General features: G+C 41.8%; 22 protein-coding genes. 7 read left to right on the forward strand and 15 right to left on the reverse strand.

What is annotated here, in order from left to right; all coding sequences use genetic code 11:
• The 5 genes from recF to nusB all read right to left on the reverse strand — a co-directional run bounded on the left by recF (position 1) and on the right by nusB (position 3,676).
• Entirely contained in the window at positions 1-1,083 is a 1,083-nt protein-coding gene (gene recF, locus PIECOFPK_RS08635) for a DNA replication/repair protein RecF (RefSeq protein WP_330975535.1), read from the reverse strand.
• A 117-nt stretch (positions 1,084-1,200) separates the two neighbouring features.
• Complete coding sequence (gene coaE / locus PIECOFPK_RS08640) at positions 1,201-1,791, reverse strand: dephospho-CoA kinase (protein ID WP_409965619.1); 591 nt, start codon at positions 1,789-1,791, stop codon at positions 1,201-1,203.
• 59 nt (positions 1,792-1,850) lie between these two features.
• Positions 1,851-2,183 carry a preprotein translocase subunit YajC gene (yajC, locus tag PIECOFPK_RS08645; protein ID WP_409965620.1) on the reverse strand — a complete coding sequence of 111 codons (333 nt, stop codon included), beginning with the start codon at positions 2,181-2,183 and terminating at the stop codon, positions 1,851-1,853.
• Between the two features lie 17 nt (positions 2,184-2,200).
• Entirely contained in the window at positions 2,201-2,656 is a 456-nt protein-coding gene (locus tag PIECOFPK_RS08650; protein ID WP_409965621.1) for a DUF1573 domain-containing protein, read from the reverse strand.
• A gap of 93 nt (positions 2,657-2,749) precedes the next feature.
• The gene (nusB, locus tag PIECOFPK_RS08655; RefSeq protein ID WP_409965622.1) at positions 2,750-3,676 is read right to left on the reverse strand and encodes a transcription antitermination factor NusB; all 927 of its coding nucleotides are present in this window, start codon (positions 3,674-3,676) and stop codon (positions 2,750-2,752) included.
• A gap of 330 nt (positions 3,677-4,006) precedes the next feature.
• Between nusB and groES the strand changes: the two genes are divergently transcribed.
• Entirely contained in the window at positions 4,007-4,300 is a 294-nt protein-coding gene (gene groES / locus PIECOFPK_RS08660; RefSeq protein WP_330975530.1) for a co-chaperone GroES, read from the forward strand.
• A 112-nt stretch (positions 4,301-4,412) separates the two neighbouring features.
• Positions 4,413-6,047, forward strand: a complete 1,635-nt coding sequence (gene groL, locus PIECOFPK_RS08665; RefSeq protein WP_330975529.1) for a chaperonin GroEL — start codon at positions 4,413-4,415, stop codon at positions 6,045-6,047.
• A 137-nt stretch (positions 6,048-6,184) separates the two neighbouring features.
• On the opposite strand, the gene PIECOFPK_RS08670 is transcribed toward groL, so the two are convergent.
• A complete protein-coding gene (locus tag PIECOFPK_RS08670) occupies positions 6,185-7,618 on the reverse strand; it encodes a Gfo/Idh/MocA family oxidoreductase (RefSeq protein ID WP_330975528.1) in 1,434 nt (477 codons plus the stop codon).
• Between the two features lie 217 nt (positions 7,619-7,835).
• Here PIECOFPK_RS08670 and PIECOFPK_RS08675 point away from each other — a divergent pair, with 217 nt between their 5' ends.
• The gene (locus tag PIECOFPK_RS08675; protein WP_409965623.1) at positions 7,836-9,461 is read left to right on the forward strand and encodes an ABC-F family ATP-binding cassette domain-containing protein; all 1,626 of its coding nucleotides are present in this window, start codon (positions 7,836-7,838) and stop codon (positions 9,459-9,461) included.
• Positions 9,462-9,530: 69 nt separating this feature from the next.
• On the opposite strand, the gene folK is transcribed toward PIECOFPK_RS08675, so the two are convergent.
• Complete coding sequence (folK, locus tag PIECOFPK_RS08680; RefSeq protein WP_330975526.1) at positions 9,531-10,040, reverse strand: 2-amino-4-hydroxy-6-hydroxymethyldihydropteridine diphosphokinase; 510 nt, start codon at positions 10,038-10,040, stop codon at positions 9,531-9,533.
• A 134-nt stretch (positions 10,041-10,174) separates the two neighbouring features.
• Here folK and sppA point away from each other — a divergent pair, with 134 nt between their 5' ends.
• The 3 genes from sppA to PIECOFPK_RS08695 are packed head-to-tail and all read left to right on the forward strand — an operon-like array spanning position 10,175 to position 13,604.
• Positions 10,175-11,932, forward strand: a complete 1,758-nt coding sequence (sppA, locus tag PIECOFPK_RS08685; RefSeq protein WP_409965624.1) for a signal peptide peptidase SppA — start codon at positions 10,175-10,177, stop codon at positions 11,930-11,932.
• Positions 11,933-11,971: 39 nt separating this feature from the next.
• Positions 11,972-13,072, forward strand: a complete 1,101-nt coding sequence (locus tag PIECOFPK_RS08690; RefSeq protein WP_330975524.1) for an ABC transporter permease — start codon at positions 11,972-11,974, stop codon at positions 13,070-13,072.
• Between the two features lie 40 nt (positions 13,073-13,112).
• Positions 13,113-13,604: a hypothetical protein gene (locus PIECOFPK_RS08695; protein ID WP_330975523.1), complete on the forward strand. Its 492-nt coding sequence runs from the start codon at positions 13,113-13,115 to the stop codon at positions 13,602-13,604.
• A gap of 26 nt (positions 13,605-13,630) precedes the next feature.
• Here the strand turns inward: PIECOFPK_RS08695 and queG are convergent, their stop codons facing one another.
• Positions 13,631-14,578 (reverse strand): tRNA epoxyqueuosine(34) reductase QueG, encoded by a 948-nt coding sequence (gene queG / locus PIECOFPK_RS08700; protein WP_330975522.1) that lies wholly within the window; start codon positions 14,576-14,578, stop codon positions 13,631-13,633.
• A 35-nt stretch (positions 14,579-14,613) separates the two neighbouring features.
• Complete coding sequence (locus PIECOFPK_RS08705; RefSeq protein WP_330975521.1) at positions 14,614-15,723, reverse strand: lactonase family protein; 1,110 nt, start codon at positions 15,721-15,723, stop codon at positions 14,614-14,616.
• A gap of 166 nt (positions 15,724-15,889) precedes the next feature.
• On the opposite strand from PIECOFPK_RS08705, the gene PIECOFPK_RS08710 reads away from it, so the two are divergent.
• Positions 15,890-16,339: a hypothetical protein gene (locus PIECOFPK_RS08710; protein ID WP_330975520.1), complete on the forward strand. Its 450-nt coding sequence runs from the start codon at positions 15,890-15,892 to the stop codon at positions 16,337-16,339.
• Positions 16,340-16,450: 111 nt separating this feature from the next.
• Here the strand turns inward: PIECOFPK_RS08710 and dapA are convergent, their stop codons facing one another.
• The 6 genes from dapA to PIECOFPK_RS08740 form a co-directional block, all read right to left on the reverse strand.
• Positions 16,451-17,338 (reverse strand): 4-hydroxy-tetrahydrodipicolinate synthase, encoded by an 888-nt coding sequence (gene dapA, locus PIECOFPK_RS08715; protein ID WP_330975519.1) that lies wholly within the window; start codon positions 17,336-17,338, stop codon positions 16,451-16,453.
• Positions 17,339-17,503: 165 nt separating this feature from the next.
• On the reverse strand, positions 17,504-18,475 hold the full coding sequence (locus tag PIECOFPK_RS08720; protein ID WP_330975518.1) for an acetyl-CoA carboxylase carboxyltransferase subunit alpha: 972 nt from the start codon (positions 18,473-18,475) through the stop codon (positions 17,504-17,506).
• Positions 18,476-18,614: 139 nt separating this feature from the next.
• The gene (locus PIECOFPK_RS08725; RefSeq protein WP_330975517.1) at positions 18,615-19,853 is read right to left on the reverse strand and encodes a glutamate-5-semialdehyde dehydrogenase; all 1,239 of its coding nucleotides are present in this window, start codon (positions 19,851-19,853) and stop codon (positions 18,615-18,617) included.
• 46 nt (positions 19,854-19,899) lie between these two features.
• On the reverse strand, positions 19,900-20,937 hold the full coding sequence (proB, locus tag PIECOFPK_RS08730; protein WP_330975516.1) for a glutamate 5-kinase: 1,038 nt from the start codon (positions 20,935-20,937) through the stop codon (positions 19,900-19,902).
• A gap of 66 nt (positions 20,938-21,003) precedes the next feature.
• Positions 21,004-21,483 carry a YkgJ family cysteine cluster protein gene (locus PIECOFPK_RS08735; protein ID WP_409965625.1) on the reverse strand — a complete coding sequence of 160 codons (480 nt, stop codon included), beginning with the start codon at positions 21,481-21,483 and terminating at the stop codon, positions 21,004-21,006.
• Positions 21,476-22,396, reverse strand: a complete 921-nt coding sequence (locus tag PIECOFPK_RS08740) for a sterol desaturase family protein (protein WP_330975514.1) — start codon at positions 22,394-22,396, stop codon at positions 21,476-21,478. The genes PIECOFPK_RS08735 and PIECOFPK_RS08740 overlap by 8 nt, the downstream gene beginning before the upstream one ends.
• Between the last annotated feature and the right edge of the window lie 160 nt (positions 22,397-22,556).

Below are 22,556 nucleotides of genomic sequence, written 5' to 3' on the forward strand. Positions count from 1 at the left end.
TTACAAAGTTATTATTTCATATTCCGCTTTTATTTTTTCCAAATGGGAGCGGAGTCGTTCTTCATTGGTATCGGTGATAAATACTTGTCCTTGATTCATTATGCATACTTTTTCCAGTAGGCTGGTAATTCGGGATTCATCCAGTTTTTCAAAAACATCATCCAGCAAGAGTATGGGCGATAATTTTTTTTCTTCGGTGATAACATCCAGCTCTGTGATTTTGAGTGCAAACAAAAGGCTTTTGCGTTGCCCCTGCGAAGCGATGTTCTTAAAAGGCTGATTGCTGAGTTGAAACAAAATATCATCGCGATGAATACCTGCTGTAGTGCGTTGTAATTGAAGGTCCTTATCGCGTGTACTTTCTAGCAATGCTTCGAACGAAATGTCGAAGAGTTTACTGTCGTAAAGAATAGATAGGTCTTCTTCCTTTTGTGCAATATCAGAATAGAGTCTTTTCACTCGTGGCAGAAAAGACACCAGAAAATGACTTCTTTTTTCAAAGATATAATTGCCGGGCGTGGTAAGTTGTTCGTTGAATATCTTCAGCAGGTCTTCGTTCAGACGTCCACTTTCTGCAGCGGCTTTTAAAAAAGAATTGCGCTGCTGCAATATTTTATTATAGGTGATGAGTTGCTGCAGATATTCAGCATCGAGTTGGGAGAGGAGTGCGTCAAGAAAGCTTCTTCTTTCTTCACTTCCTCCGGTAATCAGTATAGCATCGTCGGGCGCGATGACTACACAAGGGTAGCGGCCAATATGCCGTGAAAATTTATCATAGGGTTCTTTGTCCAATAAAAACTCTTTTTTATTATTCTCGCGTAATATGCAGGTTGCAGTTTCTTCTTTGCCGTTCAGGTTGAAGTGCCCTTCAATTCTAAATCCCTTAAAGCCGTGCTGCACGTTCACCACATCCGAATTGCTGAAATAGCTTTTAGTAAAGCATAGATAATGGATGGCGTCGAGAATATTGGTTTTGCCTACACCGTTTTGTCCGCAGATCCCGATTACCTTTTTGTTAAAAGTGAAGGTTCGGTTGGTGTAGTTTTTAAACTGTAAAAGCGATATGGAATGTAGCGCTAGCATGGAGCACAAAAATAATTCTTAGTCATCTATATAGTTGTTTCCAAGCGGTAGATTATATGGCCGAATGATGATGTATAAGAGCCAAGGGGAAAATGTTGGGAGAAAAAAGATAGCGTATTATTTCTCTGCTAGCTGTAGCAATTTTTCATGTAGGGCTATCACTTGTGGAATAACGGGGGTGGTGCCGCCGTTGTCGATGATGAAGTGAGAGCGCTTCATTTTTGCTTCTTCGTTCATCTGGCGGGCCATGCGGCTTTTAATTTGTGCTTCGGTCAAACCGCCGCGGGCAAGCACCCGTTGTATGCGTACTTGTTCAGGAGCCCACACACCAATAACATAGTCCAGAAACTGTTCGCTGCCGCTTTCAAAAATCAGTGCGGCTTCCTTGATAGCATAAGGAGCCTGTTGCCGCTGAAACCAGTTTTCGGCATCCTGAATAGTGGCAGGGTGGGTGATATCATTGAGGTCTTTCAGTGCGGCCTCGTCGTTAAACACAATAGCGGCAAGATAGGCCCGATTGAGCGCTCCCTGTTGATACACTTCCTCGCCGAAGCGGGCAATAAGCTGTGCGCGGATTTGCGGATCTGAGCGCATCAGTTCTTTAGCTGCGATATCGGCATCATAGACAGGGATACCCAGCGTAGAAAAAATTTTGGCAATGGTTGATTTACCACTGCCAATTCCTCCTGTGAGGCCTATCTTTAACATGTCGTAAATATTGTGTGTTCAAAATTGATGCATCCTGAACGCAAACAGTATTACTGCACTTATTTAGCGGCAGTAGCTGCTTTATTCACCTGGTTGCTCCATTCCATGCTAATCGCTGATTTTTCCACTTTGATATAGTTGCCAGGGCTTACTTCGAGGCTAATAGTACCGTCTTCATTCAGTTGTTGAATTTTTCCGTGAATACCGGCAATGGTAACAACTCTATCACCTTTTTGCAGGTTTTCAATGAACTTCTTTTGTTCTTTAGCTTTTTTCGCCTGAGGGCGGATAAAAAACAGCCAGAACACTAAGATCATACCTAATAAGAAAATCAACTGAAAAGAACCGGCACCTGAAGCACCTTGAGCTTGTAAAATGTAATTAGTCATCATTTATAGTCTTTAAAATATTAATCTGTTACGGTCACTTTAAAAAGCAATAAGTGGTCGGTAGTAGGTTTTGTATTGGCTCTTACCTTTACGTTTTTGGTATGGGTGCCGGTGGGTTGCCCTGTACTGTTATAACGGGCTACAATTTTATCTTCCTGGCCCGGCATGATGGGTTTTTCGGGTTTGTCGGCTACAGTACAGCCACAACCCGGGTTTACCGAAGAAATAATTAAAGGTTTATCACCGGTATTTTTTACAACAAATGGTATTTCAACTGTTTGTCCCTTTTTGATACTGCCGATATCCTGAAAAGTAGAATCTACCCATTCCACTGTAGTGTAGTTGGAGGAGTCTCTTAATGCTGCTTGTTTTAGCGAGTCGTTTAAGGGAGCTTCATCGGTATTAGCCGATTGATTCCCGCTGTTGCAGGCTGCCATACCGGCTGCAAGTGTAAGAACAACTAATATGCGTTTCATTGCAATCAAATTTTTGCAGAGATTGTTCAATTTCAATTTCTATTGCGAATGTATAGGAATATTCAGTATTCTGCTACAATTATCGCAATAAAATTATGCTTTTCTGAAATCCGTCTTTTTGAGTTTTCCCTGCTGTGCCAACTCTTTATGAATATTATCTAGAATACCGTTGACGAAAAATCCGCTTTGTGCGGTACTGTATTCTTTTGCTAGGTCAATGTATTCGTTAATGGTGACTTTGGGTGGAATGGTATCGAAATACAAAAACTCTGCTACCCCCATTTTCATAATAATCATGTCCAGCAAAGCAATGCGTTCCGGATCCCAGTTTTTCAACTTGGGGGTGATGAGTGACAGTAGGTATTCTTCTTTTTCAATAACGGTTCTCAGCAGATCTCTAGCAAATTGTTCCTTATCGGGAGTAATAATTTGCCTGAAAGCGGCTGATTGTGGCTTGCGGATAATAGCTGCTATTGTTTGCGCCAGCATATCTCCGTCGTCGTTCCAATTACTGAACGACTCTTCCATATGGTTGATGAAAATTTCATTACCCAGCATCAGGTCGTTGAAGATGAATTCAAATATCTTCCGGTCTTCCTGAATTTTATTTTCTTGAATACTGATATACTGTTGGTATTGAGGAGTAGCGGTAAGCTGTGTATAGATTTTCTTTATCAACGTTTCATCTCCAAACTGTTCGGGCTTTTCGTTTTTAAGGGCCGCTTTATACTCTTCCAACTCCAAAATTTCCCACAAAAGCGGACAGCCGGCGAGCTTGGTGTTGACGTTGAGGTCTTTTTCGGTAGGAATATATTTGTGCGATTTTCTATAAGCGTCTTTTTCTGCGTATCTGGCTATTTCGGTAAGAAAATATACCAAGCTGGTCAGAAGTGTTCGGGTTTGATTAAAGTATTGTGTTAGTGTTTTTTGCGGATCAATGGGTCTGTCGGTCTCTACGCTGGTCGTAAATGCATAAAGGGTTTGCATCACCTTTACCCTTATGTTTCTTCTATTAATCATTGAATCAAGAACTGTTTTTTCAGGCGGCGAAGATAGGGTTTAATTATTAAAATGTTTCAATCTTGTGTGGTAAAACCTAGAAAGGACTAGGATTAATGACATGATGATGCGTAGGACAGACAGCCTGTCAGTCACCAGGGTGACAGAAGGCTTTGCATAGTTTGCAACCTGTCAACTTATCCCTTGTCTTGCAACTGAAAATTGGTTTGGACTGAAAAAATTGCATATTCTTATACTATGGCATATAATTTACGGTACATTTGCCGACCATAGAAAATCCTAGTAATCATTTTTTCTAACGTAAATAAACAATTTTTAAACAGATAAAACATGGCTAAAAAAGTATCACTTACCCCTTTACATGACAGGGTGATTGTAAAACCTGCAGCCGCCGAGGAGAAAACAGCGGGCGGTATCATTATTCCTGACACTGCTAAAGAAAAACCTCAACGCGGTACAGTAGTTGCTGCCGGACCGGGTAAAAAGGATGAGCCCATTACAGTAAAAGCTGGCGATGTTGTATTGTACGGAAAATACGCCGGTACAGAAATCCAAATCGACGGACAAGATTATCTAATCATGCGTGAAAGCGATATCCTCGCTATTGATAATGCTAATTCCTAATTAAGTACTTATTTTCTTAGTTGGGAATTGTTTTTATAAGTAGCTATTCTAAAAAAGTAAAACTGTGACCTCGCAGTATAAATAATCCCTTCAGGGGTGGAGGTAATAAAAAATGGCAAAACAATTACTCTTCAATATTGAAGCAAGAAATAGGATGAAGAAAGGCGTTGATGCCTTAGCAAACGCCGTAAAAGTTACATTAGGTCCTAAAGGTCGTAATGTAGTTATTGAGAAAAAATTCGGTGCGCCTACTGTAACCAAAGATGGTGTATCTGTGGCCAAAGAAATTGAATTGGAAGATGCAATCGAGAACATGGGCGCACAGATGGTGAAGGAAGTTGCTTCTAAAACTGCGGATATTGCAGGTGATGGTACTACTACTGCCACTGTTTTAGCTCAGTCAATCATCAGCGAAGGTCTGAAAATGGTAGCCGCAGGTGCTAACCCGATGGACCTGAAACGCGGTATCGATAAAGCTGTAGCACTGGTTGTTGAAAACCTGAAAAGTCAAAGCCAAACTGTAGGCAACGACAGCAAAAAAATTCAGCAGGTAGCTACTATTTCTGCTAACAACGATGAAACTATCGGTAAACTGATTGCCGAAGCTTTCGCCAAAGTGGGTAAAGAAGGTGTGATCACCGTAGAAGAAGCTAAAGGTACCGACACTACTGTAGAAGTAGTAGAAGGTATGCAGTTCGACCGCGGTTACATTTCTCCATATTTCGTTACTAACAGCGAAAAAATGGAAGCCGAGCTTCAGAACCCTTATATCCTGATCTATGATAAGAAAATCAGCGCCATGAAGGATATACTGGGTATTCTGGAAAAAGTAGCTCAAAGTGGTCGCCCACTGCTGATTATTGCTGAAGATCTGGAAGGTGAAGCTCTGGCTACTTTAGTATTGAACAAATTACGCGGTACGCTGAAAGTTGCGGCTGTAAAAGCTCCTGGCTTTGGCGACAGAAGAAAAGAAATGTTACAGGATATCGCTATCCTGACTGGTGGTACTGTAATTAGCGAAGACCTGGGTTACAAACTGGAAGCTGCAGATCTTCCTGCTTTAGGTCAGGCTGCTTCTGTAACCATCGACAAAGACAATACAATCATCGTGGGTGGTAAAGGTAAAAAACAAGATATCACTGCCCGCGTTAACCAAATCAAAGCGCAAATCGAAACCACTACTTCTGACTACGATAAAGAAAAATTACAAGAACGTCTGGCTAAATTAAGCGGTGGTGTGGCAGTTCTTTATGTAGGTGCTGCTACTGAAGTAGAAATGAAAGAGAAAAAAGACCGCGTAGACGATGCTTTACACGCTACACGTGCTGCTGTAGAAGAAGGTATCGTTCCAGGTGGTGGTGTGGCTTATATCCGCGCTATCCAAGCTCTGGATGTAAAACTCAAAGGCCAGATCGAAGACGAACAAACCGGTATGGCTATCGTAAAACGTGCTCTGGAAGCGCCTATTCGTACGCTTACAGACAATGCCGGTATCGATGGTTCTATCGTAGTTCAGAAAATTAAAGAAGCTACTGGAGATTTTGGTTTCAATGCCAGAACTGAAACTTACGAAAACCTGTTCAAAGCCGGTGTTATCGATCCTACCAAAGTAAGCCGTGTGGCTCTGGAAAATGCAGCTTCTATCGCCGGTATGTTGCTGACTACCGAGTGTGTGATTGCTGATAAACCAGAACCCAAACAAGCTGCTCCGGCTCCGGGTCCTGACATGGGCGGAATGGGCTACTAATAAAAGCATAGTATACCATTGTGAAGAAAGAGCATGTGTTTTATACACGTGCTCTTTTTTTGTGCTGTTTTGTCTAATAAAAAATCCCGTAAAGAATTACGGGATTTAAAAAATTATATTTATCAGAAGTGATCAAACTATACCTTATAGTACTCTTCCCAGCCTTTGCGTGGGGGAGGTCCTACCAGTAATGCATTGGCTCTTTTACTATTGGTAATGATCTTTTTCTTGGGATCGAACTGTATTTTTTCGCCCGTCCATTGAGCAATCACTCCCAGACAGAAAAGTTGACTCAGAGGACCAGCCACTGAGAATGGTGATCTGGTTTTTTCCAATCCCTTACATGCTAGTAGGAAGTTTTTGAAATGGTTGGAAGGTGATGGCGGTACTTCGGGAAGCTTGGATGCCATTTCCTTTGCCTTTGCTTCGGGAATGATAGACAAGGTACTACCATGTGAGCCTCCCTTAAAGATAAGATCTTTAGAGTAAATGATTTTGCCGGGGTTCAGTTTGGCCTGAATGGTTCCGGTGCTGGGTGGTGGAATATTCGGATCTAACCCTTGTACACCATAACCTTCGGGAATAGGAGGTAGGTTGTCCACCCCATCGTACCAAAGTACTTCTACCGGCGGCATTTTATCTCTCTTGGGGAATTTGAAAGACAGCGTGGTAGACATCGGGAAGAAAAACTGATTATGTCCTGTGAGTTTTAAAGGCTCTACTGTGGTAGGGAGGCCTAGTTTCAGGAATTCGTGGGCGGTGTCGAGCAAGTGTGCTCCCCAGTCGCCAAGTGCTCCCATACCGAAGTCGTACCAGCAGCGCCATTGACCGTTTACGAAATCATGGTGATAATCGTGCCCGAATGTCTGCATCTGCCATAAATCCCAGTCGAGGGTCGATGGTACCGGCTCCGCAGGCGGGAACGATTTGATATTAGGATCCCATCCGTGCCAGCGCCGGCTGGAGTTCATATGTGCGACGATTTTTGTAACATCTTTGATAATACCGGCTTCTACCCAGGTTTTAAACTGGAAATAGTTGGCTTCTGAATGGCCTTGGTTACCCATTTGGGTTACTACATTGCTGTACTTGGCAGCCGCTTTCATCATTAGCTCCACTTCATTGAAAGTACGAGCCATGGGCTTTTCCACGTATACGTGTTTTCCCAGCTTAATGGCCATCATAGTAATGGGGAAATGCGAAAAATCGGGGGTGCCGATGCTTACGGCATCAATTTCATTTCCCATTTTATCAAACATCACTCTGAAGTCTTGGAAACGTTTGGCATTGGGGAATTTTGCCATAATTTCCTGAGTGTGTGGCGCACCCATGTCTACATCGCACAGTGCCACTATATTGGCAAGTCCCGTTTTGTGAAGCTCTAGAATAATTTCTTTACCTCTGTTACCAATGCCCACACAGGCCAGGTTTACCTTTTCGGATGGCGCAATCGTAGATTTCTTCAAAAGTCCTTTCTGCGCAAATAAAGCATCCGGAAGGATAAGGGCTGAGGCGCCAAGCAATGAAGCGTTCTTGATAAATTTCCTTCTGGAATTCTGTTTTTTGTTCATTATTTACAATTTTTCGTTAGACACGCGATGCAATCGTTGCTGATCAAGCGGTATAAAAATCCTAGCGAATTTAAATGATACCAGTCAAAAAGCAGCTTCTCAAATGCATTTTTCGAACATATTAGACGTATTTTTTGAGGATTTACTGCTTTCTTGGCTTAAAACTTTTATAGCTTGGCAGTTTGGGTTACCTTTGCACCCTTAAAAAACGGCAGTAATGATAAGTGTTAAAGATCTTAAACTAGCTTACGGTAAGCGTGTATTGTTCGAAGATGTTAATCTGAACTTTACCAAAGGCAATTGCTACGGTGTAATTGGTGCGAATGGGGCAGGTAAATCTACTTTTTTAAAAATACTGAGTGGAGAAATTGAGCCCAATAAAGGTACTGTGACTATTACACCGGGCGAGCGTATGGCGGTGTTGAAACAAAACCATTTTGAATTTGACGAAGAGACTGTGTTGAACACCGTACTGATGGGCCATAAGCAAATGTGGGATATCGCCCGTGAGCGGGACGCCATCTACGCTAATCCGGATGCTACCGATGAAGATTACATGAGAGCCTCTGAACTGGAAGCCGAATACGGCGAAATGGGAGGATACGAAAGTGAAAGTGATGCTGCCGCATTTTTGAACGGATTGGGCGTGACCAACGACATGCACCAGATGCTGATGAAGGACATTCCGTCTAATATGAAAGTAAGGGTACTGTTGGCTCAGGCTTTGTTTGGCAATCCGGATATCCTGTTATTGGACGAGCCTACCAATGGTCTGGATATTGAAACCATTGGATGGCTGGAGAATTTTCTAGCTGATTATGAGAATATCGTACTGGTAGTGAGCCACGACCGTCACTTCCTAGATGCTGTTTGTACGCATATTGTAGACGTAGACCGTCAGAAGATTAAAATATTCACCGGAAACTATACCTTCTGGTACGAAAGCTCGCAACTGATGGCGCGTCAATTGGCAGATAAAAACAAGAAGATCGAAGAGAAGCGTCAAGCTTTACTCGATTTTATTGCCCGCTTCAGTGCCAATGCGTCCAAGAGCCGACAAGCTACGGCGCGTAAGAAAGCTCTGGAAAAGCTTACCATTGAGGAAATTGAACCCAGCTATCGAAAGTATCCTGGGATCATATTCCAACCTCTTCGTGAAGTGGGTAATCAGATACTGAACGTAGAGAAGTTAAAAGCTTCTACCGAGGACCGTGTGCTGTTTGATAACGTTACTTTCAGTGTGAACAAGGGGGATAAAATCGCTTTTATTTCCAAAGACCCGCTGGCTGTCACACAATTTTTCGAAATTATTAATAACGAAGCTAAACCCGATGCGGGTACTTTTGAGTGGGGCACTACTGTTATTTCGGCTTATTTGCCTATTGAAAATAGCAAATATTTTAACAGCGACTTAAACCTGATGGACTGGTTACGTCAGTTTGTGCCTTCGCATGTAACAGATGTGGATGAGCCATTCTTACGCGGTTTCTTAGGTAAAATGCTTTTTAGTGGTGAGGATGTATTGAAGAAAACCAGCGTGCTGAGTGGAGGTGAGAAAGTGCGTTGTATGATTAGCAAAATGATGTTGCAAAACCCGAATGTGATTATTTTGGACCAACCTACCAACCACTTGGATTTGGAAAGCATTCAGAGCTTTAACGAACAATGTACTGTTTACAACGGTATTGTGCTGCTGACCAGCCACGACCATACTTTCATGCAAACCGTGGCCAATCGTGTGATAGAGCTAACGCCTAAGGGTATCATCGACCGTCTCACTACATTTGATGAATACCTAGAGGATGAAAGAGTAAAAGCACTGCGCGAAGAAATGTATTCTTAATTACGTTGAAAAGTTATAAAGACCTATTTTATTGAAGCCCTCGTGGCTTCAATTTTTTTTGGACTCGGATTATTGTGTAATGGGGATATCCGTTTTTTTAACGGTGAGCACATCCGTACATTGTTGAAGTAGGGTAGTGACCGACCGATTTAATACGGGATGCATAAAGGATCCGGCAATCTCTTCTAACGGTACAAGCACGAAATTTCTTTCGGAAATACGTGGATGAGGCACGATGAGAGTGGGGCTATGAATCACTTCTTCGTTGAAAAAGAGGATGTCGATGTCTATAATGCGCGCACCGTATTTCTCTTGGCGGACACGACCCATTTCTTCTTCAATTTCATGAATGCGCGCTAGTGTATCGATTGCATTTAAAGGAGTATGTATCCGTAATACCTGATTATAGAACCTAGGTTGCTCGCTAAGGCCCCAAGGTTCTGTTTCATATACTGATGAAGATTGCTCAATGCTCCCGATCTTTTGTTTGATTTTCTCTTTAGCAGTAGCTAGATTGGCTGCTTTATTACCTAGATTGGTACCGATAATCAGATAGACAACGTTTACTTTATTTTCCATAAAACCAGATCAAATATCTTTAATTTTGGCGCATATAGCGTCAAGGGGCTAAAAATATCCATAAAAGTACATAGCGTGATAGGGGCTTTATAGTTGCCCCAGCGATTATGGAATACTAAAAACAACTTCATCATATGAAATCATTTCTGAAAATCTTTTGTGCTACATTACTGGCTTTGGTGGTGTGTTGTATACTGATATTTGTATTTCTGGCTGGCATTGCAGGAGGTTTAATGTCGAAGCAGGCTACGGTTATAGCCGATAAAACCGTACTGACTATCGATTTGAGTAAAAAATATGAAGAAAGGCCCGTGAAAAACTGGCAGTCGGTTGTGAACGCGGATGTTTTGGAAGAAACGCCTTCATTCTTTGATCTTATTAGACTGATTAAAAAAGCGAAAACCGATAAAAATATTAGCGGCATATTGCTTATCGCTAACAACAACGCAAATGGTTTTGCTACCAGCGATGAAATCCGTAATGCGTTGCTCGATTTCAAAAATTCCGGAAAGTTTATTATTGCTTACGGCGATAATATGACGCAGAAAGCGTATGATATAGCCAACATTGCCGATAAGGTGTATGTGAGTCCGAAAGGAGTGTTTGAGTGGGTGGGCTTTAGTGTTAACTATATGTTCTTGAAAGGAACACTGGATAAGTTGGAAATTAAACCGCAAATTTTTTATGCCGGTAAATTTAAGAGTGCTACCGAACCGTTCCGTGTAGATAAGATGACCGAGGAAAACAGACTGCAGACTTCTGTTTGGCTGCATGATATTTACAGTGATTTTCTGTATAAAACCTCTGCTACCCGAAAGATCGATACTACAACATTGTATCAGCTGGCAAATAGTGGGGCTATTCTTACAGCGGAAGATGCCGTAACCCATAAACTGATTGACGGCGTTAAATATGATGATGAAGTAAGGGGTGAGATTAAAAAGCGTTTAGGAATTGATGAAAACGCAAAAATCAGCCTCGTATCTGTAGACAAATATGCGACGGCAGTGGGAGATGATAAAGGGAAAGGCGATCGCATTGCATTGATTTATGCTACCGGTAATATTGTAGATGGAAAAGGACAGGAGGATAATATTGGTAGTGAACCTTACATCGAACTGTTGCGGAAAGCGCGTTATGACAAAGCCGTTAAAGCTATTGTGCTCCGTGTCAACTCGGGTGGTGGTAGTGCACTGGCCAGTGAAAATATTTGGCGCGAAATGGCGTTAGCCAAAAAGGAGAAACCTGTGATTGTAAGCATGGGGGATGTGGCAGCATCAGGAGGATACTACATTTCAGTGGCTGCAGATAGCATTTTCGCTTCTAAAAGTACTATTACAGGCTCCATTGGTGTTTTCGGAGTGGTGCCTGATTTATCGAGCTTCTTTAAAAACAAGCTGGGTGTAACATTCGATGGCGTAGCTACAGGTCCGCTGGCGAATGCAGGTACGCTCAATCGGCCGATGACGGAGCAGGAGCGCAAACTCTTTCAAACGCATATTGAAAAAATATATGCCGATTTTAAACAACGTGTAGCGGATGGACGCAATAAAGATACTGCCTATATAGAAACTATTGCACAGGGGCGTATATGGACAGGTCTTAAAGCCAAAGAAGTGGGATTGGTGGATGCATATGGAGGATTGCAGAGGGCTATTGAAGCGGCTGCGGCCAAAGCAAAGCTGAGCGAGTATCAGATAAGGGAGTATCCTAAGACTAGTTCGTTTGTAGAGCGTCTTTTGGGACTAAATAAGGTACAAGCCAGCCAAGCTCGACTTATAAAGGAACAAGTGGGTAGTGAATATTATGAAGTGCTGCAACAGCTGGATAAAATAAGAGCAATGGCAAGCGGCCCTCAAACCAGACTTCCATTTGATTTTATTATCCATTAACAGAGGGGTAGGATTGATCATTTAAAAGAAACATGATTCATGGCATATAGTCAGACTAGGGCATTGTGGGCGATTACAAAAGCAAGTTTTAAAGCGATTTTTAGTCAGCCCTCGTCGATATTTTTCAGTTTTTTGTTTCCGATTGCCTTTATTTTGGTTTTCGGTGCATTTAGCGAACGGCCGGCTGATCCCTTCAGGGTTGCGATAAGCAATACAAGCGATACAAGTAATGTACTCTATGATAGCATTCGCCATAATTCGCTTATAGAAATTGTTCCTTACTCCGATACGGCGCGGCAGTTTGCTGATTTGCAAAAAGGACAGCTTTCGGCAATAATAGATATTCAAAAAGTACAACATACAGATTCAGCCGTTTTTTATAAAGTACACCTATTGTCGAGTGAAGCGGCCGGAGGTAATGTGTATGCGTTGATGCAGGCGTTGGACTATCAAGCATTACAAATAGAACTGAACGATGCGCACAAACTTCAGCGAGAATATGCATTTGTTCCTGAAATTGTTCCCGGTAAAAAGTATCGACAAATTGATTTTATTCTACCGGGGCAAATAGGCTTTTCGATTCTTTTTGCAACGATGTTCGGGATTGCTTTTGTATTTTTTAATCTGCGAGAACAGTTGGTGCTAAAACGCTTTTATGCATCTCCGGTTAAAAAAATTAATATTCTGATAGGTATTGGAACCAGTCGCTTGTTCTTTCAGCTGATTAATGTGATAGTGCTGATTCTTTTTGGCCATTTCTTTTTGAAATTTACACTTATTAATGGTGCTCTCACCTTTATTGAGATGCTATTGATGACTCTTTATATGCTTTTCCTGTTGATGGGAGTGGGCCTGATATTTAGTAGTATTGCCAAAAGCGATAGCAGCATTCCTTTACTGATCAACATGTTTGGATTTCCTCAAATTTTGTTATCGGGGGTGTTTTTCCCTATAAGCGTATTCCCGCAATGGTTGCAGCATATATGTCAGCTCCTGCCTTTGACGCCGTTTAATAATGCATTGCGTAAAATATCTTTTGAAGGCCTGCATTTATACGATTGTTGGAGGGAGATTGGCATATTGGGAATCTGGATTATTATAGTGTACGCTATTGTGATTAAGGTGATGAAATGGGAGTAGCGAATAGGGGTAAACTTGGAGTGATTTATTTTAGAGCTTTATGAAATATTTGAAATTATTGATAGGAAGCGCAGTGGTATTTTTTATCATGGCTTGTATTGTGTCCTTTTTTATTCCGTCGCAATTACGCATACTGCGCATGACGAATATTGCTCCTGAAAAAGACAGTGTGCTGTATCCCGTTCGCGATTTATCGCAATGGAAAAGCTGGTATCCGGGTTTGGAGCGAGCGCAGCTGGAAGAACCTCACGTGGAACAGGGTAGGGTGATCAAGGCCAGGGTGAACGACATACGATTGGAGATCCTTAGTTCCGATAGCAATGCTGTAGAGGCTTCTATGAGTAAGGGCGCTAAGCCGGTAATTATGGGTTGGCGTATTGATCCCTCCTTCAAAAGTGATTCTTTAGTATTGCAGGGATATATTGAAGTGCAGTTGAAATGGTATCCATGGGAAAAATTTTCCAGTCTCATGCTCGATAAAGCTTACGGCGATATGATGAAGAAAAGCCTAGAGAATCTGAAAAATCTGTAAAAAGTTCCCCAGCATCCTAAGGAGTATTAAAGGGGCGCTGTGGGTTTATCCGTACTAATGAATTTTAAGTTGCGAAGAATTCCTTTGTATTTAGCCCGTTTCAATGGAGAATACTTGAAGATTCTTCTAAATTGTTCTTCAGTCATGGCTTCCCATTCGCTTGAAGAAAGGTTGAGTATTTCAGGAATAGGATTAAATGCTGGTTCGTTATGCGGCTTACTGAATCGGTTCCAAGGGCATACATCCTGACATACATCACAACCAAATAACCAGTTGTCGAACTTGCCTTGCATTTCGTCAGGAAACAACATTTCCTTTAATTCAATAGTGAAATAAGAGATGCATCTGCTTGCATCGATGACCTTGTCGGGCAGAATCGCATTAGTGGGGCATGCGTCAATACATCGGGTGCAGGTTCCGCAATAATCTTTAGCAAACGGAGCGTCGGCCTGAAGTTCCAAATCAGTTATAAGCGTCGCAATAAAGAAGAAAGAACCGCTTTGTTTATGAATTAGGTTGCCGTTTTTACCTACCCAACCCAATCCACTTTTCACGGCCCACGCGCGCTCCAATACAGGAGCAGAATCTACAAATCCTCTGCCGTTAACTGTACCTATTTTTTCTCTTATCTGAGCGAGCAACCCATTTAGTTTTTCACGGATGACCTCATGGTAATCGTTACCGTATGCGTATTTTGCTATTTGTGGTACATCGGGTTTTTGCTTTTGTGCAGGATAATAATTATACAATAATGTAATTACAGACTTGGCTCCTGGTACGAGCTTGGTAGGATCCACGCGGAGATCAAAGTGGTTTTCCATATAGCGCATCTGGCCATGCATGCCTTTATTCAACCAAGCTTCGAGCTTGCGAGCCTCCTCAGGAAGCGGAGTCGCCTGAGCAATGCCGCAATAATCAAAGCCTAACTGCTTGCTGATTTGCTTGATGAATAAGGTGCGCTTGTCGATATCCATGATTTTATGCAACGTTGAAAATTGTATAGATGGTACTAATGCCCATCAATCCATTGTAAACATACGGGAGCACCTACCTCAATGCGCGCTCCTGTATCTTGTAATAGACCCGTATTTGAGTCTATTCTGAAGATGGTAATGTCGTTGGATTTCTGATTAGCGGCCAGCAGAAATTTTCCTGATGGATGAATGGTAAAGTTGCGGGGAAAATCTCCCAAGGTTGCTTGTTCACCTATAAAGCTGAGCTTTCCATTTTGAGGATCTACACTAAAAATCTGGATGGTGCTATTGCTTCGTTGTGATACATATAAAAATCGTTCGTCAGGGGAAAGATGAATATCCGCTCCCGCACCATCCTGTTCAGCAGGAAGATGGTTAACAGTTTGAATAATTGTATAGCCATCCTTACGCTTTTGTATTACATCTACACTGCCGGATAATTCTTCGATGAGATAGCCAAACGTACCTTTCCGAGTGAAAATAATATGGCGCGGACCTCCTCCTGGTTTTACTGAAATGACCGACTGGTTCTTTGTATCTAAGAAACCTGTTTGTGCATTGAAGGGATATACTATTACTTTATCTAATCCCAAATCGGGAACAAATAAGGTTTTATTGTCTTCGCTTATGTAAGTGCAGTGTACATGCGCGTTTTCTTGTCTACTTTTATTGATACTGCTTCCTTTGTGTTGTATAAATTGATGACGAGGGCCAATCCTACCATCCGACAGAATCGGATACACAGTAAGGCTGCCGCTACTATAATTACCTACAAAAAGCCATTTGCCTGTTCGGTCTAAACTAATGTAGCAGGGATCGCTGCCGTTGCTGTCTTCACTGTTTACAAATGTCAAGCTATTATTGCCAGGGTTATAGGAAAAAGCACTAACTGTTCCGTTTTTGTTTTCTTCATTCACACAATAAACAAAAGCATTGTTTTTGTCGGCAACAAGAAAAGAAGGATTATTGGTATTGACATGACTAACAGGTGAGGCTTTTCCGGTTGTTGTATCAAAAGCATAGATGTAGATACCCTTGCTAAGTTTGTTGTGAGTGTAGGTGCCGATTAACAGTTTTTGAGCATATGTATTCATAAAGAAGATGGTGCCAATGCTGCACATTATGGTTGTAAGCAATAATTTCATCCGGGTATGTTTAATTGTAAAAATAGGTATTCTCTTTATTGGCTGGTATAAATGCTTCAAAATACATTAGCTATTTTTTAACAAAGCCCTACAAACCATTTGAATCGGCAGACTATCTATGTTGTAGAAGGAACACAATATTTTTTAACCTATTAAATATATAAAAATGAAAAAGGTATTAACATATGTGGTGGTGGTGATATTAGGAGTAGTGGTGTTGTCGGGCTGTACCAAAAGAAGATATTACGACCCTCCGATAGACAAAAATAAAGAGGTTGCTTATGTAGATTATTTCTACGACGACTATCCTTATGTTTTTATTGTGAAGTTTGAATATGACGGACGCTATGCTATTGTAACTACATTAAATGAGGACGAGTATTTACCTATATTGGGTGAGCGCCTGATTGGTAATTTCTCAGTGGGTAAGAAGAGTATCTATGTACCAAAGGGTAATTTCTACGCTCGGGTAGATGTTCTGGAAACGAATATTCGTACCCAACGTGAAGCCGATAATGCGCTGGCTTATTGGGTGGATAACGATCCTTATGCCTCCTTTGCAGGAGCGATGAGAAGTAAGGCAAAACCGGATATTAAAATGCTTCCCAAACGATAGAGATATCCGTTCTTCATACATTCGGCCGCGCAAGCGGCCTTTTATCATGAAATGCGTATTGAAGAAAAGGGATCAGCAAAGCTGATCCCTTTTCTTTTATGCTTGATATCTTTATTGCGCTGCCGTCATGAGTTCTCTGATATAAGCTGCATGCTTTTCACTAACGGGTACCACTGGCAATCTGCAATTCGTACTACATAATCCCATTTCTTTGAGATATTGTTTTACACCTGATGGGCTGCCTTCACTGAACATAGAGTTGATAATTTCTATGTATTTCAAATGTATGGGTAAAGCATCAGCAAATTTTCCGGCCAGGCAGAGGCGTACCATCTCAGAGAATTCTTTAGGATAAGCATTCGCCACAACCGAGATAACGCCTTTAGCGCCCAGTGCGATCATGGGTAATGTGATACCGTCATCACCACTGATGACCATAAAGTCTGCCGGTTTATGCTTGATGATTTGATTAATCTGATCGAAATTGCCGGAGGCTTCTTTAGTGGCGATAATATTTTTGCAATCGTGTGCAATGCGGAGGGTTGTTTCGGCAGTTACATTCATGCCGGTTCTACCGGGAACATTGTACATGATTACTGGTAGGGGTGCGGCATCATTTACCGCTTTATAATGCTGATAAATACCTTCCTGTCTGGGTTTGTTATAGTAAGGTGAAACGGATAAAATGGCATCGTAGCCGTCCAGTTTCATGGTAGAAAGTGCATGTACGGTTTCTTTGGTATCATTACCGCCGATACCTGCTACCAGTCCGATGCGGCCGGCAGCTTTTTCTTTAACAAAGTCAAATAATATCTGCTCTTCTTCTCTGGTAAGTGTAGCGCTTTCGCCCGTGGTACCGGCTACTACCAGATACTCAATTTTATTATCAATCCAGAAATTAATCAGATTTTCCAGTGCAGGCCAGTCGAAATCGCCGGATGCCGTAAATGGAGTTACAATCGCAACTCCTGTACCTGTTAGTTTTTGTTGTATAGACATTTTTAATATATCGTTTGATGCGTGATTCGAATCGTTATACTTTACTTTCTGCAATAGGATGATGCCGATTGTAATACAGCTAAGTTAATATGTAAAATGAAGGTAACAGCAGTTGCTGATACCCTAATCAATGTATATGTAATAATGCTGAAGTTGAATTATGCATTATAGTTCTTCCCAGACACCCATTTTGCAGAACTTATCGATGCGGGCTTGTACGCGTTGTTCAGCATCCATATTTTTTAGTTCTGCCAAGGCTTGCAGAATTTGTTTTTTGACATTATCTGCAGCTTGCTTGTAATCCCAGTGTGCGCCACCGGGCGGCTCGGGAATGATACCATCAATTAGTCCAAACTCCTTCATTTTACTGGAAGTAAGTTTTAGCTGCTCGGCAGCCTGCACTTTATAATCCCAGCTGCGCCACAGGATGGTGCTACAGTTTTCGGGTGAGATTACGGTATACCATGTGTTTTCCATCATATATACTCTATCACCCACGCCTATACCCAATGCGCCTCCACTGGCTCCTTCACCGATGATAATACAAATTACCGGCACTTTCAGACGCATCATTTCGTAAATGTTGCGCGCAATAGCTTCACCCTGCCCGCGCTCCTCGGCTTCTAGGCCAGGGTAGGCACCGGGAGTATCAATCAGGGTGATAATAGGCTTGTTGAACTTTTCGGCCAGCTTCATTAAGCGTAATGCCTTGCGATATCCTTCGGGGTTGGCCATCCCGAAATTGCGAAGCTGACGTTTTTTGGTATTGGTGCCTTTTTGGTGGCCGATAATCATTACGGTCTGGCCTTCTAGTGAAGCAAGGCCACCTACTATAGCTTTATCGTCTTTTATATTACGATCACCGTATAATTCAACATAATTTTCTGTCATCAGCTCAATATACTTATGAGTATAAGGGCGATCGGGATGACGGCTCAGTTGTACGCGTTGCCAGTCGCTGAGGTTTTGAGTAATCGTTCTGCGGGTTTCTTCTACCTTTTGTTGAAGCTGCTCAATCTGGGAACTCAGGTCGATATTGGTCTTTTCCTGGCGTTCAGCAGTGAGAGCAATTTCATCCAAAAGATCTTTTATTGGTTTTTCAAAATCAAGAAATTGCCTGTTCTGAACATCTGGCATAATACGAGTTGTTTTATGAAGCGGCTAAATTAATGAATAATTAATTAATAGGGTTTTGAAATATCTCAACAAGTGTTGATACCTATTTGTCCGAAACAACGCCGCCAGATTGTTTCAGTTATTTATCAATAGTTTAAAGTTACCTAATCTGACCGTTACCTTCCAGCACCCATTTTTCGGTAACAAGCTTTTCGAGCGCAAAAGGGCCGCGCGCATGTAGTTTTTGGGTAGAAATACCGATTTCTGCTCCCAGGCCAAATTCTTCTCCGTCGGTAAATCGGGTAGAAGCATTGGTATATACAGCCGCCGCATCTACCTCTTTCACAAACCGCTCACAAGCTTTTTTATTTTTAGAAACAATGGCTTCCGAATGACGGGTGGAATATGTGGCAATATGATCGAGGGCTTCATCCATTCCAGAAACAACCTTCACGGCACATTTCAATGAGAGAAACTCTCGCCCAAAGTCTTCGGCTTTTGCTTTCTGCAGATGTGGATAGCCCTTCAGAATTTTGTAAGCGCTCGCATCTGCAAAAATCTCCACCTGATATTCTCCCAGTTTAGGTGCCACCTGACTGAGAAACTCAGGTGCGATGGCTTTATCTACCAATATAGCATCTACGGCATTACATACAGACGGACGGCTTACTTTGGCATTGACAACAATGTTTACCGCTTTCTTTAAATCTGCCTCTTTTTCCACATAAATATGGCATACGCCGGCCCCGGTTTCTATAACCGGTACCAGACTATTTTGTCTTACAAAGTTGATGAGCCCTTCCGATCCGCGCGGAATCAGTACGTCCAGATAACGGGTAGCAGTAAACATTTCCTGTACCACCTCTCTCTCAGGAGGCAACAATGTTACGGTGGCTGTATTTAGACCAAATTCCTTTAATACTTTATGAATCAGATTTACCGAAACTTTATTGGTATGCTGGGCATCGCTACTTCCTTTAAGTACGCAGGCGTTACGGCTGCGTAGGCACAGTGCAGCAATATCGTAAGTCACATTGGGACGGCTTTCGTATATGGCACCCACCACCCCCAGTGGCACTGAAATCTTCTTTAGTTTTAGTCCGTTGGGTAATGTTTTCTTCAGTAATGTTTGATTGGAAGGATCCGGCAACTTTGCAATGTTTTTAATAGCTGCCGCAATATTTTTCAAACGCTGAGGATTTAACATCAGCCTATCATTCTTAGGATCATCGGGGTCTTTAGCTGCCAGGTCTTTAGCATTGGCTTTTAGTATGGCTGCTTCATTTGCTATAATGGCATCTGAAATAGCATACAGTAATTTTTTTAACTGCGTTTCCGATAAATTTTGTAAAGCGGTCTTTGCTTTATTAGCATTGATAAGCGCTTTTTGGATTGACATAATGTTTAAGTTTTTCTCTTATTGTTATTAACTATAGATCCCGAAATTATATCAAAACTATATCATTGGCATGAGCTGCTACCGTATTCTTCACTTTTATATACTTTTTCATGTCCGCACTACTCATTTTTGTTTTGGCTACGCCGATGATAATGCCGTCCTCAGTCATTAGCTGCACCACTTCTCCTTGTGCAAAACTTCCTTCAATAGCGACGATACCTACGGTAAGCAGACTTTTCCGTTCTAGGATAGCTTTCGCCGCACCCTTATCCACTTTTATATTGCCTAAAGTGATAGAACCGCTGGCTAGCCATTTCTGACGGTTTTTGAGGGTAGATTTTTTGGCATGAAACCAAGTGCCGTTTTTTCTGCCTAGGGCATCTACAATAGGAGTGTCGGACTGAAGGCCACACATTACTACATGAATGCCCAGATTGGTTGCCAGACGAGTGAAGGTAAGTTTGGATAGCATACCACCCAGTCCGAATTCCGATTTTTCTTCTTTTTTCACCAGCGACATAACGGTGGTATCGATGGATTTCACTTCTTTGATAATTTGCTTATTGGTGTCGAGGAATCCACCTACCGAAGTACAAAGTACCAGTGTTTCCGCATCAAATGCAATGGCAAGCAGGGTAGCTAGCTCATCATTATCCGAAAACTTCAGTTCGAGATCACTGATCACGTCATTTTCATTGACAACAGGAATCACATTATGCGCCCAGAAAGTTTTGAAAGTATCTCGCAATTGCAGAAATTGTTTACGGTCGCTGAAATGTCCGCGTTCGCAGAGGGCTTGGGCTACCGTTAGACCAAATTTTTTGAAATAATTGCGATAAATTTCGATGAGAATGGGGTTGCCGATGGCTGCGGCCACTTTGCGTTGTAGCAAAGTTCCCTTATAGTTTTCAATGTATTTTTTACCACTGCTAACCGCCCCACTACTTACCAATACGATTTTGTAGCTTTTGCTAAGTCTGCTGATATCCGAAACAATCTTTTGAATTACGCGTTTATTGATATCGCCATTCGTTTTGGTAATGACTGCCGAACCCAATTTGATTACTAAAACTTTTTGTGCCATAATGATTTAAGTGGAGGCAAAGGTAACTTTCCTGTGTTAAATTTTAAACCTGCGCGATTGAGACTGCTACTGTTGAAGGAGTTTTTCCAGCACATAATAGGTGATAGGGCAAAATTCGCTATTCTTAAGTGTGATGGTCTGACGTTTCAGCAGTACATCTTCATCCGTATACGGGAAGCGGGCACAATCTGATGGTCGCTCTTCGTAAATATAGCAAGTGTTATCTGCATTCAGGAAAGGGCAGGGGGAAGCCTTTACTACAAAATCACCGTCCTCGTCCACGCGTAAGTAGGTGTCTATAAATACGCTTTCTTTTAACCCTAGGTGCTTAGAGATGCGCTTAATATCAGGCGTCTTAAAACGGGGAGAATAATTTTTACAGCAATGGGCACAGCTAAGGCAATCCACATTATCAAAAGCTTCCTCATGCAGGAGGGGCAATCGTTTAAGAACTTCATTTTTGTTAGCTCGTTTTAGAAACTGCTGATAAGTTTTACGATGTTCTTTCGATTTTTTCTCCCAATTATGTAAGATGTCTTTACTCATGTTGATGTTGCTTAAGTTGCGCCTCTTCTTGTAGCCGTAATTCCTCGCTGGTTTGCCTACTACCATCGTGGCTCCATCCGGGAGGGCCGAAGATATAACCTAATCGTTGTTTAAAGGTCAGATTTTTTTGAGTGACGTCTTTGTAAATATTTTTCCATTCGTACAATACTAGGTTTACGGGGTCTTCCTTTTCCATAGGTTTGGTAAGGCCATATTGGATCGGTTGATACTTTTCTGCCGGCAGTTCTTCCTGAAAAGTACCGAACAGTTTATCCCATATGATGAGAAACATCCCCATGTTTTTATCCAAATACTTCGGGTTGGATCCATGATGTACGCGGTGGTGGGAGGGGGTTACTAGAATATGTTCTAGAACACCCATTTTGTTGATCTTCTCCGTATGTACCAAAATGCCCCAAATTTGGGTGGCGGAATATATAAATACAATATCGATAGGCTGAAACCCCAGCCATGCTATCGGAATAAAATAAATGAAGCGGTAAAGCGGTTCTAGTACCGAGGAACGAAATCCTACGGTAAGATTGAATTTGGAGGAAGAGTGATGAGTAAAATGGGTGGCCCAAAATAATCTACAATAATGGTCCACACGGTGTAGCCAGTAATACATGAAGTCTTCAAAAAGCAATAATATTACCCAATAAAGGATGGGATTAGCTATCGGCTCAACTAGGCGATGTTCGTAGAAAAATGTGAGTATAACTCCAATATAAATAGTACGAAATAACAAGTCAATACCGCTGTTAAGGGCCATCAGATACAGGTTCTGTAAGGTATCTTTGAGCGAATAGGTGTCCTGCTTACGCAAATGACTGAGCAGGATCTCAAGGCCAATAACGATGATATACAACGGAGTGGAAAGTAGAATCAGCAGTTGTTCTCTCGCGATACTCATATGTTGTAAAATTACAAACAACATTTATCCCAGTCGAAAAATATTTACTCGTATAGGATGCAAGGATGGAAATGATGAGGCATTATAATACTTTGCACCTCTGAGATTTATACCATTAGAATCTATTATGGTGTGTAGCTCTTGCACATTTAGGGCCACA

Source organism: Chitinophagaceae bacterium C216, from assembly GCA_028485475.2.
Classification (GTDB): domain Bacteria; phylum Bacteroidota; class Bacteroidia; order Chitinophagales; family Chitinophagaceae; genus Niabella; species Niabella composti.